Here is an 18,793-nt window from a genome sequence, read left to right as displayed (position 1 = left end):
GTTATCGTGAAACTCCACGTAGTGTCGGAGAAATCACCATATGTGATGAAGAAGTACACACAAATGTCGGAGAACCCAACCACAATGTCGGACAACACGCCCCAAGTGTCCGACAACCAACCCTCACTTCAAAAATTCCTTTCTATTTCCCCAACTCGTCACATAGTGTGAACTAGCATCGATCCTACAAATCACAAAGGAGTGAGTTCGATAAATACTTGTCCAGAATGCGAACACACGCAACTAGACGGCAAGTTCTGTGCAGAATGTGGTGCGACCTTCTCAACACTCAAGACGAGGGAGCCCATTGAATACCCCCCTGCCAAAGTGGACGACAGCATTGAAAAACTAGCACGTGAGACAAAAGCATTCATGCGATTTCTTAGTAAACAATTCAAAGCTCCATCCGGTCACTTTCATACAACTGCCGCCAAACTTCAAAACAGTGTCTTGAGCATCATCCTCTTCATCATTTTGACAGCGATTGCCCTCTATCGATTATCGCTCGAGCCTGGGGTACCCGCTTTGCAGCTCGTGTCCTACTTCAGCATCTTTTTCCTATTGCTATTCGTCATCAACATTATCGCCAATATCAGTACTGCCCGCTTATTTTCAGAACCTGAAACACTATCTGAACTTACAAGAAAACTTGGTGGTTTCTATGCCATACCAATCGCTCTTTCCTTCGCAAGTTTCTTACTGACATTCACCCAATCCTATCCGCTCGCATCCATCCTTCTATCCATCTCACTCATCATTGCATTCATTCTCATCCCCCTGTTCACGATTACGCTCATTCTTATCCATCATCAAAAGTCCATCGATGGTTTCCATGGCATTCTCTTTTACCTATCTATGACAGTTGTCGGCGGCATTCTTCTTATCGTTTTCTTTGAAGACACGCCCATTCGCATTGTGTTACGGTTCTTGACCTTTCATTATTCTTAATTGAACAACCGGATTATGGTATTCGACCAATTGATGTGCCATTGATACGAGCACTAATTCTTAAAAGTAGAAATGATAAAATCATAAATATCCCCCTAGGTATCCAAGTAGGAGCATTAAATCCTTTCTATTCTCCTTATAAGAAACCATGGTATTCTACTAGTAAAGTATACGGGTTCGTTCCATTAACTAAGGGACTTCCTAAAAAGTGAACAATACTAGAGAGGTGGATCTCTATGGATTCTTCAAACCAACATCTGAACTTATGCGAACAATGCCATCAACTTCAAATTGAAAATGATTATTTAAGAAAAGTCATTCAACATCAACTTCCTGATGTTTCGTTCAATCCAAACATGCATTATATGACGACTACATCACCTGCACTTGAAAAGATCCGACTTTTTAGAAGTCTATTCAAAGGACGATCTGACGTATATGCCGTTCGTCGGAATTCGAAAGATGGAAAATCAATCTACTTTCCGGCTGCTACTAACAATGTATATGAACCCCTATCTGATCAGGCATTTTACGATCACTTAAGCGGTAAACAAACTATCGGCATTTATCCACTACTAGCAAACAACACCTGCTGGTTTTTGGCTGCAGATTTTGATAAAGGTAATTGGAAAAGCGATACACTTGCTTTTGCCGCCAGCTGTAAGCATGCTCAACTCCCTTATCATATAGAGCGCTCCCGTTCAGGTAATGGCGCACATGTATGGATCTTTTTCTCCGAAGCTATTCAGGCAAAAGTAGCACGCGAATTAGGTAAGGCATTGTTCGAATTTGCTCAATCAAATCAGAATAGCAATACGTTTGTCTCTTTCGACCGCTTTTTCCCAAGCCAAGATTATCTGAAAGAAGGAGGTATTGGAAACCTGATTGCACTCCCTTTACAGCGGAATCCCCGCGCGTATGGAAATAGTGTTTTCGTGGATGAAACCTTTACCCCTATCGGAGACCAATGGGAATATTTATCCACCATCTTGAAAGCAGATCAAAAATCGATTGAAAACGCATTGAAGAAAGCTACATCTCTGTCTTTGCCAAACGAAATCAAAACGCCAACAGCCTTAACCGCAACAAGAAAAAACGGGATTCACTTATGTCTATCGAATCTAAGTGAATCCCTACTAGCGGATATGAAAAGTATCGCCTCCTTCAGCAATCCGGCGTATTATAAAGCACGCTCTCAACGCTTGTCTACACATAATATTCCAGCACAAATTGACTGTTTCATACAAAACTCAACTCACCTAATTCTCCCAAGAGGCTGTGAGAATGACTTGCTGAATTTGATGACATCACGGAATATCAGATTTGACTTAGCGGAAGATCGTTTCACAGGCGAGCCGATTGATGTCACCTTTACAGGAAAGTTGATCCCGCAACAACAAGATGCACTGCATTCACTTCTATCTCAAGAATCAGGCATTCTTTCCGCAGCAACCGGCTTTGGTAAAACAGTTACGGCTGCCGCATTAATAGCTGAACGTAATACCAATACATTAATCATTGTGAATCGCACTCAATTACTTAAACAATGGATGGATCAGTTAGCCATATTCCTAGATATCCCCCGTGACTCCATCGGGCAATTTGGTAGTGGGAAGCAATCGCCAACTGGTGTCATTGATGTGGCAACCATACAATCGCTTACTTATAAAGGTTGCGTACAATCCATCACCACACAGTATGGACAAGTCATTATCGATGAATGTCATCATCTGTCTGCACTCTCATTTGAAAACGTCATGCAGTCCATTCGGGCAAAATACGTGTATGGGCTGACCGCTACACCCAAAAGGAAAGACGGACTACATCCGATCATCACTATGCAATGCGGGCCTATTCTTTATGAGACAGATGCCAAAATCCAAGCACAAATCCGCCCGTACCATCATGTTTTACTAGAGCGCCCAACCAACTATCGGACCAAAGCAGAAACACTCCAACAAATGTATGCGGAAATGACAGAAGACCCAATACGCAATCAACTCATTTTCGATGATGTATTATCTGCTTTAGACGAGGGCAGAACGCCACTAATCCTGACAGAGCGCGTGGGTCATGTAAACGTATTAGCAAATCAATTTAAGGGATTTGTCAAAAATGTCATAGTTCTTTCTGGAGATTTGAAAAAGAAGGAACGTGAAACTGCATTGGGTAAAATCAAACACATCCAACATGACGAAGAATTACTAATCATCGCAACCGGAAAGTATATTGGTGAAGGTTTTGATTTCCCGAGACTTGATACAATATTACTCGTTATGCCAATTTCAGGAAAAGGACTTCTTACCCAATACGTCGGCCGGCTACATCGGAATCATTCTGAAAAACAGGAAGTCCGTGTCTACGATTACATTGATCGAAATGTTCCAACACTTGTGACCATGGCAAAAAAACGCTTAAAAGGATTCCGTGGATTGGGATATAGTAACCCCGAGGAAAGCAAACGAAGAAACGATCAAATGCGTCTGTTTTAATTAATAATGGATACTGTTAAAAAAATCCCACACACCCGATTCCTCGGACATGTGGGATTACTTTTTCACTATTATGCTGAGTACATTCAGTTACCTTCTACAGAAACCTTATCCTCTTTACGACTAAATAACCCTATAGCGAAATAACCTATTGTCGGCAGAATCACTACCAACAGTAACCCGAGTGGACTCTGAATCGTCTTCACTAGAGACCCTACGCCCGGGAAGAAGAATACCTGCTTTCCTAGCAAATTACGTGAAGGAACAAGCTCTTCACCGACCATATTGTTATTATCATCTTTTGTTGCAAAACTGATTGCACCGGAACTATCAGTCACGTCAACGACTCTGTGATTAATTAAATTGCCGCCACTTTCTTTGAACGTAATTATATCGCCCTCATGGATTGCCGTCGGATCCACCTTCTTCACAAACAGCATATCTCCCGTCTTGAAGATGGGATTCATACTATTGGATAACACAGTTAACGGTTGATAGCCGAAGAAGGATGTCGGTTCTCCCTATTTCCCATGAGTTCACTTGGGCAGGAATTACCGCTTTTCACTTCAATTAACCAATCTGCCAATACATAATACTGACTCTCAATCAAGACTTAAATAATAAATCCTACTTTTCCCACGGCCAAGCACACACTCGTTACGCCCCAACTCTTCATATACTAGAAAGCACTACCAAACAGGGAGGTGAAATTCATGAAAGAACACCATGCAAATTGTGACTGTGGGTGTCGGGGGAAGCAGCCGAATATTTTGTTTTTAATGGTTGACCAAGATCGGTTCCCACCAGTATATGAAACTCAAGCGATTCAGGAATGGCGTCGAAAGAACTTAGTGGCGCAGCACTTGTTGATGAAACACGGGATGACATTCCTGAATCATTATGTAGCTAGCACAGCATGTGCACCGAGCCGGACGTCCTTATACACGGGGCATTATCCATCGCTTCACGGCGTTACTCAAACGCCTGGCGCAGCGAAAGGCTCGTATGATGCGGACCAGTTTTGGTTGGATCCGAATACCGTTCCGACGACAGGGGATTATTTCAGAGCGGCAGGCTATGACACGTTTTATCACGGGAAATGGCATGCTTCCGAAGAAGATATTGTGATTCCTGGAACGAAAGACGCGTTGCCCAGTTATAACACGATTACGGGGTCGCCCAACCAAAAGAACGAAGGGATTTATCGGGAAAGCAATCGGTTGGATGCATTCGGATTCTCCGATTGGATTGGGCCAGATCCTCACGGTGCCGATCCGCGAAACTCTGGTTCTTCGGCCGGATTCGGGACAAGTGGCCGGGACGAAGTCTATGCTGCCGAAACGGTTCAACTGATTGAAGCGTTGGATAAAACCTCACATTGCGGCAAGACAACGCCGTGGTTCATTCAATGCTCATTTGTAAATCCGCATGACATCGCGCTCTATGGGATCTTTTCCTCACTTATTCCATCTTACAATTTCGAAGTCGACCCAACTCTTCCGTATATCCCGCTTGCTCCCACGACCAAAGAAGTTCTTACATCTAAACCATCTGTCCAGGAAAGTTACCGTCTTACCTATCCAAAAGGATTGCAGCCGATTATCAACAACAACTTTTATCGCCAGTTGTATTATAGTTTGATGAAAAAAGTCGATGACGAACTGATGAAAGTACTCACAGCGCTCCAACAATCCAGTTTTCTCGACAATACCATCATCGTCTTCACTTCCGATCACGGCGAACAGCTCGGCGCCCATGGCGGTCTCTATCAAAAATGGTACAACATATACGAAGAATCGATTCACGTTCCATTCATCATCAGCACCCCTCACTTAGTTAATGAGGCTAAACAATCGAAGACACTCACGAGCCATGTCGACATATTGCCCACTTTACTAGGATTGGCCAACATTAACGCAACTGAAATCCAACACAAACTAGCTACTGACCATACTGATGCCCGTCCTCTTGTCGGACGCAACTTAGCGCCACTCTTACATGGAGACGACACCTTTTTCCGTGCGGATGAACCTCTCTATTTCATGACGGAAGACAATGTGTTCAAAGGCCTTCATCAAACCAACCCCATTACTGGAAAACCTTACGATGCCGTAATCGAACCAAGTTCCATTGAAGCAGTTATTACGAAGTTGAAAACAGGCACCAACTGTCAACCTGAGATTTGGAAGCTTGCCCGTTACTACGACAATCCACAGTTTTGGTCCAATCCTGGCGTCAGCGACACAACATTTGTCGAAAACGACGGCTGCGTAGAAGAAACCGTAAAAACAGAACCTGTTCCAGACCAATTCGAACTGTATAACTTAACACAAGACCCACTTGAGACGAAAAACATGGCCGATCCGGGCTGCTGCTCTCCTGAAACGGAAGCCATTCAGCGGACACTCGAAAAGATGCTGGAAGGTCAGCGTTGTCAGAAGCGGTTGGTTCCGAAATTCGGTTCACACTAATAAAACCGTAAACTCGACATACTCCCTCTGCCGGCTTCATCAAGTAGAGGGAGTTCGTTTTTTCATTTTACATCGCCTTGCTAATTTCAGCGTTTATTGAGATAATTATTGGAAATATATAACACATTATAACTAGTTTGGAGAAGGTGATCCGATGTGATACGAGCACTAATTGTGGATGATGAACACTTAGCGTTACAGCACTTGGAAAAGCAACTACAAAAAACAGGCAACGTCCTACTCGTTGCAAAATACTCGAATACAACTTCCTTTTTAAAGGATTTGAAGCGGCTAGAATTTGATGTTGCCTTTATAGATATCGAGATGCCCGGATTAAGTGGGTTAGATTTGGCAGATCTTATCACTGATTGGAATCCATACGTAATCATAGTATTCGTAACCGCTTTTCGTGACTATGCCGTTCAAGCGTTCGAACTAGACTCCACTGATTATTTACTTAAGCCTGTTATACAAGAACGTTTGGAGAAAACGATTCAGCGCATCCAGTCCCGTCTTGATGTTCAAACCATTGAAAAAGAATCCCTTCTTACAAACAGTCAATCTAATTCCGTTCAAATCACTTGTTTCAACGAATTTAACGTCTATCATCATGACGAAGTCGTGAAATGGAAAACAGTAAAGGTAAAAGAGCTATTTGGACTTTTACTTAGCCAGCTTAACAAACATGTACAGCGTGATGTCATTATTGAAAGCCTTTGGCCGGATATTGAATTTGAACGCGCTAAAATCCAGTTGCATACAACGATGTCCTATTTAAGGAAAAAGCTAACCACTTGGGACAATCGAAACACTGTTCACTTTTCCCACGGAAGTTACGTATTGAACTTGTTTGAATTTGACTGTGATGTAAATCGATTCCAGGAGATAGTTGAAACCTCTCCAAATGTAACAGATGATAACATTGGGCAATTTGAAAAAGCTGTTGAAGAATACACCGGGGATTATATGGAGACGAATGGCTATGAATGGGCTGTCCCAATTGCGACAGCACTTAGACAAAAATTAGTCCATGTACTGCAACTTATGGTCGATTACTATGCTAAGAATGAAATTCACAACAAACAGCATCATTATTTACAACTGCTTGTTACGCATAATCCATACTCAGACTACGCTACTCAACAACTCATGCAGCTTTACGTATCCATGGGCAATCGAGGAGAAGCGTTAAAGGTCTATAATCGAATGAAAGAATTACTAATTGATGAGTTAGGAATTTCACCTGAACCCTCCGTCACCAAGCTCTATCAAACGTTAAAAAAATGAGAACAAAGAGAGCCAAAAGTGATGTGCACGATCACTTTTGGCTTTGTCTATTCGGCCTGCCTATCAATCCAGCTGTTTGGAATGGCGTCAGCGCTACAACTTACAATTTTCGCTTCATACATGGAACTATCGGCTAGTTGTATGAGCCGCTTAGGATCATCGCTGTCTTCAGGATAGACGCTCACGCCAACACTCACACTCGCTTTTATTTTGAACGATTCTATTAGGAATTCATCGTCAAACACGGCGTGAATGCTGTCCATGGCTTCTTCAATCGCAGCTGTATCCTCTAATAAAACAATGAATTCATCACCGCTTATATGGAAAATGTTATTTTCACAAAATGGAACCTTGGAAAGTCGTCTCCCTATTTCGAGCAGCAGTACATCCCCCACACAATGTCCATAAGAATCATTAATGAACTTGAAGTGATTGACATCCATATACAATACACCCAAACTGGTACACCTGAAATCTGCTTTAGCTATGTGGAAATCCAAAGCGTTCATTATACCACGTCGATTTGGTAAATTTGTTAACTCATTACGCATAGCTAGATGCTGCCATTTGATGGCTTCTTTTTGATGGCTTCGATCGAGATGTAAGGATAATACTTTGTCGACAATGCCATCATTCCTGAGTATCGGGATATAATTGGACTCCAGCCATTTCATGTCTCCGTCTTTTGTGATGAAACAACTTTCTCCATGCCATGTTTTCCCTTGGTGAATAGATTTCGCGACGCCTTCTACATCATACCAATACCCATTCAGTAAAAGATTGCAATCTTTCATATATAAATCGTCTAAAGAGTAATTAAACAACTTTAAAAAACTTTCATTGGCATCTATAAACTTACCTTCAGCAGACAAGTGAGCAATCAGAAACGATTCATTCAGTATGTGATACATTGTATCTCCATGGCGATTATCATAGTGATATTGGGAAATCAGTCCCATTTGAGTCACCCCATTGTTATTTTTTTAGTTTAGAGTTTTCCATGGATAGACGCCAGACAAAATACCTGCTTTATTGTTTTTTCATCCACTAGCAGGTCGTGGTTGCCTCTAGTTTAGCAAGTCGTTCTTAATGAATGCTTAACCTATTCTTACACTCCACTAACAATTCACCCTATCGCCTTCAGTTATAGCAAAAGACCAGCCAATTATCTGGCTGGTCTTTTCTCGTTCAGTTCTTAATTTAATTCATCTCTCTTTTGCGACGAGCAAGCAATAGCCATCCGCCAAGGAGAATGAATGCAATACCTCCAGCAATCGTCCCCACTGGATAAGCTTCCCCTGTTTGAGGAAGTTTTTCACCGTTGAATGAAGATCCTGAATAACTCGATGAACCTGATTGACCTGGCTTACCTGGTGTTCCCGGCTTACCTGGTTGACCAGGTTTTCCTGGCAGACTTAGTTTATCTGTATCCGTTGGTTTTCCCGGATCTACTGGCTTTTCCGGGTCCGTCGGTGGATTCGTTGGTTTCTCTGGATTTACTGGCTTTTCCGGGTCCGTCGGCGGATCTGTTGGTTTCTCTGGCTCTACTGGCTTTTCCGGGTCCGTCGGCGGATCCGTTGGTTTCTCTGGATCCACTGGCTTTTCCGGGTCCGTCGGTGGATCTGTTGGTTTCTCTGGCTCTACTGGCTTTCCCGGGTCCGTCGGCGGATTTGTTGGCTTCACTGGATCTACTGGGCTTGGTGGATAATAAATACGTTTGTTTATCATTTCAACAGTTATCGTTTCTGTCTGTTGTGCAGTAATCTCAAACGGAATTGGCGTTTTGTCTAAATAATAACCTGAAGGCGCGTTGGTCTCGACAAACTGATACTCCCCGACTTCAAGATTATCCAAATAGATTTCCCCATTACTATCCGTTTTTAGCTTTTCGGGATCAATATTTTCTACCACTTGATAACCAATTGCTAAACTGCTGTCCATCTTTCTTAATTGGAAGACAGCCCCTGCAAGTTTGAGTGATTTGCTCGCGTTATACTTTGTCAGTTTCACTGAATGAGTGAGTTTCTTATTTTCAATCGTTTTTTCAAGAACAATCTCATTCTTTTCCGTGTCATTAACAACAAATGTGTATTCCTTCACATGATCCGCGTACCCCTTTTTAGGCTTTGTTTCCTTAAGTGTATACGTATCATATGGCAGCTCTTTGTACTCCAACATACCGTTTTCTGTAGCAGACGTCGTTCCTGCAACTATACCGCCAGCACTATTACGCAATTCGAATTCGACACCATCAAGCAATTCATCAGTATCTGCATCAATTTTCTTGATAATGAGGCTTCCAATCCCCCGTTGGTTCTTTGCGGATATTGGTGTAAATACTGTTTGGTTTTTAGTAATTGTGAAGATCTCAGTTTTACGCTTCTCTTCATCTTCTTCTAACAAGTAATGTTCTGGTGCTTTAGTTTCAAGGAAATAATAATTTCCAGGCGCTAAGTTATTGACTGTCAGTTCACCTTGAGCGTTTGTTGTTCTTCGTATTTCATTGCCGTCAGCGTCTGTAACGACCTTGCCTAATTCGTCATATAAAACGAATTCAGCGCCTTCTAATGTTTTGCTGCTATCTTTGCTGTCGACTTTAATTAATTTGACCGCTTGATTGATTTCTTCGTTCGTCACAACAATTGGAGCTGCTTCTTTTGACTTGTCGTTGATTACTACTGTTTTATTTATAGGGTCAGCCACGTAACCATTTGGTGCTGTTAACTCTTTTAACGTATAGGTTCCGTATTTAATTCCTGTGAACACGACTAGACCATCTTTATTCGATGTGACCGTTTTACCCATTTGAACACCATTTGTATCAAACAGAACAAATTCTGCACCTTCTAGTACTTTCTTATCATCGGCTGCATCCACTTTTTGAATCGTGATGTTTCCAATTCTGTCATTTTTCATAGTTCTCTTCGTAACTTCTGTCTGATTTTTAGTGATTTTAAATGTCTGTGGTGTCTGATCTAGCCAGTGAGAATCCAATGTAGTGATCTCGATTAACTGATATTCTCCCGGTTCTAAGTCTTCCACTAGGATTATGCCATCTTTGTTCGTTGTCAAGGTGTTGTATTTTTCTACATCTTCATAAAGATTGCCATTCTTTTTTTGAAGTTTGAAAACTACTCCTTCTAAAACGACACTGTTGTCTTGCGCATCCACTTTCGTTAACTCAAAGGATTGATGGATCTTTTTGTTTTTGACCGTAATTGTATTGCCTTTTTTATCGGCATGATCTTTCTCGTAAGGCGTGTCGATTGTCACCTCTTGGTCTGCAACACCGACATATCTTTCAGGAGCCTTTACCTCTTTCAACTTGTATGTCCCGTAAAGAAGTCTATCAAAGAATACTTTCCCATCTTCTCCAGTTACAGCGGTAGCAAGTGTTGCACCGCTCGTAAGATCTACTAACGAAAAAGCAGCGCCTGGCAGCAACCCTCCTGTTTTGGCGTCTTGTTTCACTACAGTCAAACTGCCAAGTTCCCCTGTACCGCCACCCATTCCAGTTGTCAGTGCTACTTTAACACTGTTGCTTGAACCTTCTTTTTCAACGACATTATCACCAGTAAATGATACTTTGTTTTTAATTTCCGTACCTACTTTTGCAATAATACGAGTTTGGTATTTAAGAACATAAGGTTCATTGACTGGGTTAGTAAATTTAAGCGTGAATGTATCAGGGTTTTCAGTAAAACTAACCGTGTAATCTGAACCTTCATTGAGAAGAGCCCCTTGCTCTACTTTTTCATTTCCTACAACTTTCGCTTTGTATACTTTCAGTGTATCTTGTAAAATCACTTGATTGGTATCTGGCTCATCAAAGACTTCAGCATTTTTTACATGTGATTCTGCGAAGTTAACCGCAATATCCCAATCAATTACCATGCCATTTTGTTTTCCAGTTTTGTTTGTGTAATTACCGCCATACGGTGTAGTGACCGTGGCATTCAATTCGGTTTGTTTCGTCCCGTCATTGAACAATGTCGCCGTATTTTTATACGTTTTTGCAACAAGATCTACGTCTTCAACGGAAGTATTGTATACAATCTTGTACGGCTCACTAATAGGTTGTTTGAATACTACTTTAAACTGATTATCCGCGATGTCGGTAATCTCGTAATCTTTTCCTTCAACTGCTTTTCCTACTTCTACACCGTTGCTTCCGCCGGTAAGAGACATTTTATATACTTTCAATGTGTCCTTCAGTAACTTTTGGTTTCCATCAAAAGTATCTTCAACGACTGCTTTGTCTAACGTTTGGAGATTGTAGTTAATACCTACTTCCCAAGTAATTTCTTTTTTCACGGCGTTATAAGAGCCATTTTTAAACCCGTTGGATTGAGTGTATTTATCCGGAGTAAATGATGCTTTAGCATCGAGCTCCCGATCTCCTCCACTTGTATCTTTCCATTTCATATTTGCATGGTTTTCAAGATACGTCTTACTTTTGTCAGTTCTAGTTTCGTAGTCAAAGCCAGTCTTATACATAATGACAAGTTCTTTTTCAATCGGTTTTTTGAAATTGACTGTGAATCCATTCGTTCCATTCTTCGTAACTGTGTAGTCTGCTTTATCAACCTTAGAACCGCCTTCAGTTATTACAAGTGAATCCTCTTTAAATGTTAGACCCGCGTTTGTAAACGTATCTGTAATCATTACATCTTTCATCGTATGCTGATCACTGTTTGCGCGGATTGTCCACCCAATCTCTTTTGTTTTGTAGTCTGGTGTTCCATGACTTTTAAACAAAATTTGCGGACCCACTTGTTGACCTATAGCTCCGGAATGATAGGTTCCTGAAGCCACTTCATTTTTCACTTCTGTATTATCGTAAATCCGATCTGCAGCTTTTGTCTTATATGTGATTTTATAAGCTTTTTCAATATCTTGATTAAAACTAAACGTAAATCCGTTTTTGTCTGCAGTTGAAGTATCTGTCACACCATAGTTCGTGAAATTAGCAGATCTAGACTCCGCTCCAGTTTCCGGATTAATCGTAATTTCTTTCACGACAAATGATCCTTGGATTAACTTATGATTATTTGTAAATAAATCATTCAGCACTGCGTTACTTTGACTAATTTTCTTTTCATTGTAGTTATAACGAACTTCCCATTCAATCGACTGCTCTGCTTTATTGTACTTCGATGCTTTTTTCTCTAATGGCTTACCACGCTGAATGCTTGTTTCAGCAGTCGCGCTGACCTTTTCTTTACCGTCAGCTTCCAATGTAGCTATGTTGGTAAACTTAGTCGCTTCTGCATCCGTAATTTTTGTTTCGTACACGATTCGATAAGCTGACTTAATGTCTCCGAGGTGTAATGGGAAATTCACACCCGATGGATTTACTTCCGAGCCAACTGAAAAATGACCATTCATTTTCACATTCAAGTTATAAACTTTTAATGAGCCTGCTACAAATTCTTGTCCTGCTTGGTCAGGATCCAGTACGTTTGCATTCTTAAGTGACTCTAACGATTTATTCACATCTACTGTCCATGTGATGGTTTCCCCGTTATATGCTCTGTTTGGTTTCCCACTCTTTTCAATTACTGGTCCGCCTGGATTAAAGTTCACAGGTATCGTTACGGTGTGTCCGCCAGCAATTGGTGTAATGACAACTTCTCCGTCTGTAATAATGGTATCTTGGCGCAATTCAGTTTGGACTTCAACAAAACCATTCACATTAGAATACTCATTGATCATATTTGTGAATTCTATAGTTGCTCTCCCATTCATATCGACTGAAAAGTAGCCTATTACTTCGTTATTAAACATCATCTTTTCCTTATTTACTGTGTTGAAAATTTTCAACTCAGGTGGCAACTGGAATGAATACGTAGAACCTGCTGGGTATCCATGTTTATCTTTTAATGCCCATGTGTATTTAAGTCCAATAACCGTGTCTTTATCTACAGATTCAACTTTTTCGCCATCGTTTTTATTCTTATAGTAAAGTTCAACACCCGTTAAAATATTTTCTTTAATTTCTACTGGAGTTCCTTCAACTTCTTCTTTCGCCTCATCATCTTCGTTACTCAGCTCTTCTTCTGGGTTAGATTCAATTTCGTTTTCCTTAGAATCTGTTGGCTCCTCTTCATCTTCTTCAATCCCAGGTTTTTCAAGAGTACTATCGGAATCTGCTTCTAAGCTTTCTCCATTGTCACTATCTGCTTGACCAGTTTCGTCATTGATAGTTGAATCAGATTCATTTTCTTTATCATTCGATAGACTTTGATCCTTCACTAAATGGTCATCGGATTTCTCTGTTGAATCAGAACCGATAGATTCTTTCTCGGTATCATCAGCTTTTTCCACAACTTTTCCAATTACAGGTTCTTCTGCTATTACAGGTACATTTGCAGTCTGCCCTGCAAATGTAAATCCTGTAGCGCCAGTCGCTAGTTTCGCAGCAATCTTGAAACTCCCTGTACCTGTTGGAGCTTCCTTTGTGATTGATGCACTTATCATGCCGTTTGAAATTGAATAGGCGATGACTGCTCCATTTGCTTGAACTGTTCCCGTTGCATTAACTGCTGTAAGTCCACTTGGGAATGGCAGTGAAAACTTGCTATCTTGTTCAAGCTCTTCACTTAAATTCCATTGATACTCTAAACTGATTTCAGATTCTGCTGAAAGCTCTCCACCGGCAACGGTCGACTTCTTTTCAGCAAATGTAAATTGTGAAATCCCTGCAGCACTTGCTTGAATTGTTAGCAATGGACCAAAAATTGTTTGACCCACTAACAACAACATTAGTGCAAAGATACTGAACTTCTTCATGCTCTTCCCCCTAGATATGTGTTCACTTATTTGTCTTTCAGTTCTCCCTGTACAATCAGTCGATTTGGCGGATGAAGACTGCCGACTGGCGTGCATGTAACGAGTGTTAGTCTTGGATTGTCTCCTTCATCGAGGACAGATACTTCTGACTGATGAACGACATATGAATCTGTAATGACGTAGTGAAATGTACCTTCTTGCGTTACAACTGACATTTCATCGCCCAGCTTCAGCTCATCCAATCGGTTGAACTGTTTACCATGTGCAACTGCACGGTGGCCGGCTAGTCCGATATTGTTTGCGTCAAATTGTTTATTAGGCTCAATCATACCGATTCCTTTTTGCAGGGCATTTGCTGAGACCCCGTCAAATATCGCCATCTCTAGATCGATTTTGTCAATCTGCAGTAATCCTCTCACGCCATCCAGTAACTCTACTGAAGAGTCATCACCATTTTTGTGTTCCTCACTACTTGGCAGTTCTAGAGTTTGCGCACTTGCATCAAAACTCCCGAGTTTCTCAAATGCTTTAAGAATTTCGTCCTGGCTTTTCTCATATGCTCTTTTTTCCATAAAAGGTAAGAACAAAATCCCAATTCCGACCATCAAAAGCAACGCACCGAAAAGTTTTCGAATACGCATCCTCCCCCAATTCTTTAACTGACTCATCACTTCATAATTATATTGTCCGCAGCTTACAGTCTTCTTACTAGATTCTTAACCTATTCTTAAACAAATAAAAAAGAACCCCTAAAAAGGAGTTCTTCCAATGTAAATAGATTTCCAAATCATTTTTACTACTCTATATTTCTGCTGCTTTTGTAAGGAACTCTGAACTTCACCGTCGTTCCTTTACCTTCTGCACTTGTTATTTCTAGTTTAGTACCAAACAGTTTTTTCAATCGCCGATTTGTATTCTTCAATCCTATTCCTTGTTCGCCTGACGAAGTTTCTTTCCCCAAATTATTCAATTGGTCGGCATTCATTCCAATTCCATCGTCTTTAATCATCACTTCAAACTGATGCTCTAAATTGGCAATACTGATTAAGATTGTTCCCCCGCTGATTTGCTTCATCACTCCGTGCGCAACGGCGTTTTCGACAATAGTTTGAATCGACAACGGAGGAATTTGATGATTATCAAGCGAATCAATATTCCATTCTATTTGGAGACGGTCTCCAAACCGTACTTGTTCAATATACAAATAAGACTTGATCAGCTCAAGTTCATTCGACAGCGGGATAAGATCTTGTGTATTTTGTACAGAAAAGCTCTTGCGTAAATAATTTCCGAATTCGTTGAGCAGCTTAACCATTCTCTCCGGATCGACTTCGCCTAACGATGCAATGGTATTTAACGTATTGAACAAAAAGTGCGGTTTGATTTGAGCTTGTAACCACGCCGCTTCCATCCGGTTCTGTTCTTTTACGGCTAGACGCAGATTCGTTAACGCGCGAACTCGCGCTTGTAGTGATAATGCATCCATCGGTTTCGCTACGTAGTCATTCGCTCCCGAAAGGAAACCGGTGATGATATCCTCCGGCTTGCTGCGTGCGGTCAAAAGAACAATCGGCAGTTCAGAAATAGAGAAGCGCTCTCTGACAATCCGAGTCAATTCATAGCCGGACATGTTGGGCATCATGACATCGATAATCATTAAGTCAAACCCATGGTCTTCCATCAACTCCAATGCCTGCTTACCGCTCGATGCAACGGACACGGTGTAGTTTTCTTGTAGTAAACTTTTCAACACCTGCAAGTTAACCCAAACATCATCCACTACTAGAATATGAGGTTTTACAACATTGGAGTCTTCCAGGATTGGATATGGATCCAAATATTCGGTTGACTTCAAGACTTGAACTGCTTTACTAGGTATACAAGGACGTTCTTCACTTTTTGTTAGTGGCAGTGTAAAGCTAAAAGTTGCTCCATTCTCAAGGCTCGATTCAACAGAAATTGTTCCTCCTTGCAATTCCACTAACTGTTTACAAATGGTGAGCCCGATTCCAACCCCACCAGAAGAAGTAGCACCGCTCTCTTTCTGTATATATCGTTTGAAAATGGTTTTCTGAAATTCATTACTCATTCCTTTTCCAGTATCCTGGACAGAAATAGTGGCTTCCTTTTCATTATGAGTGGCACACACCGTAATGGTTCCTGCGTCTGTGAATTTCACTGCATTTTGTAACAGATTGAATAGAATTTGAATGACCCGGTTTTCATCGGCATTCACTTCTGGGAATGATTCCGGGATTTTCGATTGCAGCGTAATTGGCTTACCATTTTTCAAGAAACCAACCATATCCACCGTGGCCGACACGACATTATGGATATTAACAGCTTCTTTGTTCAGTTGAACACTATTATCCGAAAGTCTCGTACTGTCTATCAAGTCATTCAACGTAAACGTCAGCTGCTTACCAATTCGCAATAGCAACTCCAAGTTGTCTCTGTTTTTTGGAGATAGCCTTTCATTCTTATCCGTTAGCACAGTATGAGTTATGTTAATAATCCCGTGAAGCGGATTCCGTAACTCATGGGAAGTATTCGTAAGAAAATCATCTTTTTGCTGATCCGCTCGTAATAACTCTTTGGTTTGGTATTCATTCAGCTTCACTACATGAATATGACGATTTAAGAGAAGAAGCGCGATCGCTAGTACCATAACAACAAAATCAAATGGATAATAGGGTATATCTGAAAATCCAAATTTAATGCCGAATCCCCAAATAATATTTGATGTGTAGCTGGTTATGAACAACAATATGAATAAGAAACTCGGATTACCTGCTCTAACTGCATGAATCGTATGCTTGAATAAATAATAGTTTCCTGCTCCATAAAATAATGCAAGTCCAATAATTAAATAAAAGTAATAGTGAAATGGCGTTAAAATCATAGCCGCTAATAACAATCCATACAAAATCGAGATATATTGATCAGACTTTTTTTCCAAATGATAGAGATGTTTCACAAACTTCACCATGACCAACAGGACACTAATCAAAATTAACAATAACAACTTATTGCTCCATTCAATTGATAGAGGCAGTTGTAAAACGACATCATCATCAATTAAATTAGAGATTCCACTTAACAATAGAAGAAATCCAAAATATAGGACTTCTTTCTGATGTTTCAATTTACCGGCGAAGTAAATGAAGATGGCATATAGGCTGTGGAGCAGAAACATGATGGCTACAATGAGCTGAAGAGTGGTTGAAGTATGATGTTCTTTGATGACAGAGGCAGCAGTCCCTATCTTAACGCTATCCATAATCCCTCCAAAGAAAGGAAGATCATAATTCGAGACATGAACAACCAATTCGATTTCGTCTGCTTCATTATGAAATAAAGCCTTGTATGGCCCTCTTTCCGCTGATGCATTGCTATTCGACTTCACAACATGATTCTGACCGCTTATCAACTCTCCATCAATAAAGATCTGTGATGCGGATGTCGCTTGCTTCATTTGAATCCCAAACAGTTCCTCTTTTGTGTCAGGAAGTCGGATTTTCAACCGGTATGTACCATATCCATATGCAGCTTTAGAATCTTTACTGTTTAGCTGTTTTTTCCAATCACCAGGGACAGTTATGTATGTATTTGATTCAATCTCTTTAGATGAAGAGGTTATGAACTCATGGGGAAAAAATTCCCATTCCCCATCTAACGTAATCGGTCGCTGCCCCTCAAACTTCCAATCACTTAAGTCCACTACACCTCGCTCAGCATGCGGATGATCAGGCAGCTGATGATGCTGGATCCAAAGCAATCGGAAACTTGTAAGCACAACGACAAATAAGCCAATAAGTAAGACTATTTTCTTAACACTCATCTTTTCGCTCTCAGCCATCGCATTTTCAATCCTTTTTATGTCACTAGGTGGTATTTTGTTCGTACTCATTGCCTTTATAGAGTACTTGAGAAAAGTTGCTTGGTAAATAGCTTCGAATCGGACAAATTAGATATCCCTTTACTTCAACTCAAGTCTTTCAAATACCAAGCATCCATCGCACCATGCTCCGATCCATCCAGCGGCTCATCGAGTAATCGAAAGCCAAACTTACTATATAAGAGATTGGCAGTTGCAAGTTTCGTTGAAGTCTCTAAATAACAAGCAGAATAATGTCGCCCTGCGAAATTTAGCGCCGTTTTCATAAGCTCTTTCGAATAGCCTTTCCCTTGTGCTTCAAAGGCAATATACAGCTTTTGCAACTCACAGATTCCATTCTCTTCATCATAAGGACCAATACCTATGCCGCCTACTACTGCTTCTTGCTCGTCTAATAAAACCCAATATTGAGCGTGATCCTGTTGCTGATAATAGTGAGCTAGCTCCCCAAGCTGAGGGTCAAAGTAGGCTGTGCCGGGTATGTCTAGGCCGACAGATTCCAGTGACTTTTTAATAATCGACTCCATTGCACGATTGTCCGGTTCCTCAATTTCACGGATTTGCATGTTTGTTACCTCCTGTTCGTGTACGGTGAATGAATTGTGATGACAACATCATTTCGACACGATGAACTGCTATTCTTACTTCTTCCATTAGTATAGCGGATTTTCAGTACTGTTAGTAAACTATTCGCAAGTTAGCGTTTTGAGGGCCAAGACATGCGTACTGTAAGTATATGAAATACCGCGCGATCTGACTGCGCTACCACTTTCTTTCACGGGAATGAAATAAGCGAATTGTAGAGCTTCTCAGTTTTATTTTGCACAGGCACCAATTATTAGCATAAAATCCCCGATTGATTTCTCGGGAGAAAGACAATCTATTCTTCACACACATTAAGTCGT

The 18,793-nt window shown here is 40.9% G+C and carries 9 protein-coding genes and 1 pseudogene; 4 read left to right on the top strand and 6 right to left on the bottom strand.

Annotation, left to right across the window (positions count from 1 at the left end; genetic code table 11):
- Positions 1-327 precede the first annotated feature (327 nt).
- Both QT716_RS01475 and QT716_RS01470 read left to right on the top strand, forming a co-directional pair.
- Positions 328-948, top strand: a complete 621-nt coding sequence (locus QT716_RS01475; protein ID WP_317933929.1) for a hypothetical protein — start codon at positions 328-330, stop codon at positions 946-948.
- A 236-nt stretch (positions 949-1,184) separates the two neighbouring features.
- The gene (locus QT716_RS01470; protein ID WP_317933927.1) at positions 1,185-3,440 is read left to right on the top strand and encodes a TOTE conflict system archaeo-eukaryotic primase domain-containing protein; all 2,256 of its coding nucleotides are present in this window, start codon (positions 1,185-1,187) and stop codon (positions 3,438-3,440) included.
- A gap of 86 nt (positions 3,441-3,526) precedes the next feature.
- Here QT716_RS01470 and QT716_RS01465 read toward each other — a convergent pair.
- Positions 3,527-3,934: pseudogene (locus QT716_RS01465) on the bottom strand (signal peptidase I); the annotation flags it as partial.
- 219 nt (positions 3,935-4,153) lie between these two features.
- On the opposite strand from QT716_RS01465, the gene QT716_RS01460 reads away from it, so the two are divergent.
- Both QT716_RS01460 and QT716_RS01455 read left to right on the top strand, forming a co-directional pair.
- Positions 4,154-5,911: a sulfatase-like hydrolase/transferase gene (locus tag QT716_RS01460; protein ID WP_317933923.1), complete on the top strand. Its 1,758-nt coding sequence runs from the start codon at positions 4,154-4,156 to the stop codon at positions 5,909-5,911.
- Positions 5,912-6,067: 156 nt separating this feature from the next.
- On the top strand, positions 6,068-7,198 hold the full coding sequence (locus tag QT716_RS01455) for a BTAD domain-containing putative transcriptional regulator (RefSeq protein ID WP_317933921.1): 1,131 nt from the start codon (positions 6,068-6,070) through the stop codon (positions 7,196-7,198).
- 47 nt (positions 7,199-7,245) lie between these two features.
- On the opposite strand, the gene QT716_RS01450 is transcribed toward QT716_RS01455, so the two are convergent.
- The 5 genes from QT716_RS01450 to QT716_RS01430 all read right to left on the bottom strand — a co-directional run bounded on the left by QT716_RS01450 (position 7,246) and on the right by QT716_RS01430 (position 18,454).
- Entirely contained in the window at positions 7,246-8,157 is a 912-nt protein-coding gene (locus QT716_RS01450) for a sensor domain-containing diguanylate cyclase (protein WP_317933920.1), read from the bottom strand.
- A gap of 241 nt (positions 8,158-8,398) precedes the next feature.
- Complete coding sequence (locus tag QT716_RS01445) at positions 8,399-13,990, bottom strand: SpaA isopeptide-forming pilin-related protein (protein WP_317933919.1); 5,592 nt, start codon at positions 13,988-13,990, stop codon at positions 8,399-8,401.
- 26 nt (positions 13,991-14,016) lie between these two features.
- Positions 14,017-14,631 (bottom strand): class D sortase, encoded by a 615-nt coding sequence (locus QT716_RS01440; protein ID WP_317933918.1) that lies wholly within the window; start codon positions 14,629-14,631, stop codon positions 14,017-14,019.
- A gap of 155 nt (positions 14,632-14,786) precedes the next feature.
- The gene (locus tag QT716_RS01435) at positions 14,787-17,831 is read right to left on the bottom strand and encodes a hybrid sensor histidine kinase/response regulator (protein WP_317933917.1); all 3,045 of its coding nucleotides are present in this window, start codon (positions 17,829-17,831) and stop codon (positions 14,787-14,789) included.
- A 143-nt stretch (positions 17,832-17,974) separates the two neighbouring features.
- Entirely contained in the window at positions 17,975-18,454 is a 480-nt protein-coding gene (locus QT716_RS01430; protein ID WP_317933915.1) for a GNAT family N-acetyltransferase, read from the bottom strand.
- Positions 18,455-18,793: the final 339 nt, after the last annotated feature.

The organism is Sporosarcina aquimarina (assembly GCF_033253705.1).
Lineage (GTDB): Bacteria > Bacillota > Bacilli > Bacillales_A > Planococcaceae > Sporosarcina > Sporosarcina aquimarina.
This window is presented reverse-complemented; position numbering and strand designations above follow the sequence as displayed.

Excerpts from the sequence above, each read along its gene's own strand:
- QT716_RS01445 (WP_317933919.1), bottom strand. The coding sequence starts at position 13,990 with ATGAAGAAGTTCAGTATCTTTGCACTAATGTTGTTGTTAGTGGGTCAA.
- QT716_RS01435 (WP_317933917.1), bottom strand. The coding sequence starts at position 17,831 with ATGAGTGTTAAGAAAATAGTCTTACTTATTGGCTTATTTGTCGTTGTG.
- QT716_RS01460 (WP_317933923.1), top strand. The coding sequence starts at position 4,154 with ATGAAAGAACACCATGCAAATTGTGACTGTGGGTGTCGGGGGAAGCAG.
- QT716_RS01470 (WP_317933927.1), top strand. The coding sequence starts at position 1,185 with ATGGATTCTTCAAACCAACATCTGAACTTATGCGAACAATGCCATCAA.
- QT716_RS01430 (WP_317933915.1), bottom strand. The coding sequence starts at position 18,454 with ATGCAAATCCGTGAAATTGAGGAACCGGACAATCGTGCAATGGAGTCG.
- QT716_RS01440 (WP_317933918.1), bottom strand. The coding sequence starts at position 14,631 with ATGCGTATTCGAAAACTTTTCGGTGCGTTGCTTTTGATGGTCGGAATT.
- QT716_RS01450 (WP_317933920.1), bottom strand. The coding sequence starts at position 8,157 with ATGGGACTGATTTCCCAATATCACTATGATAATCGCCATGGAGATACA.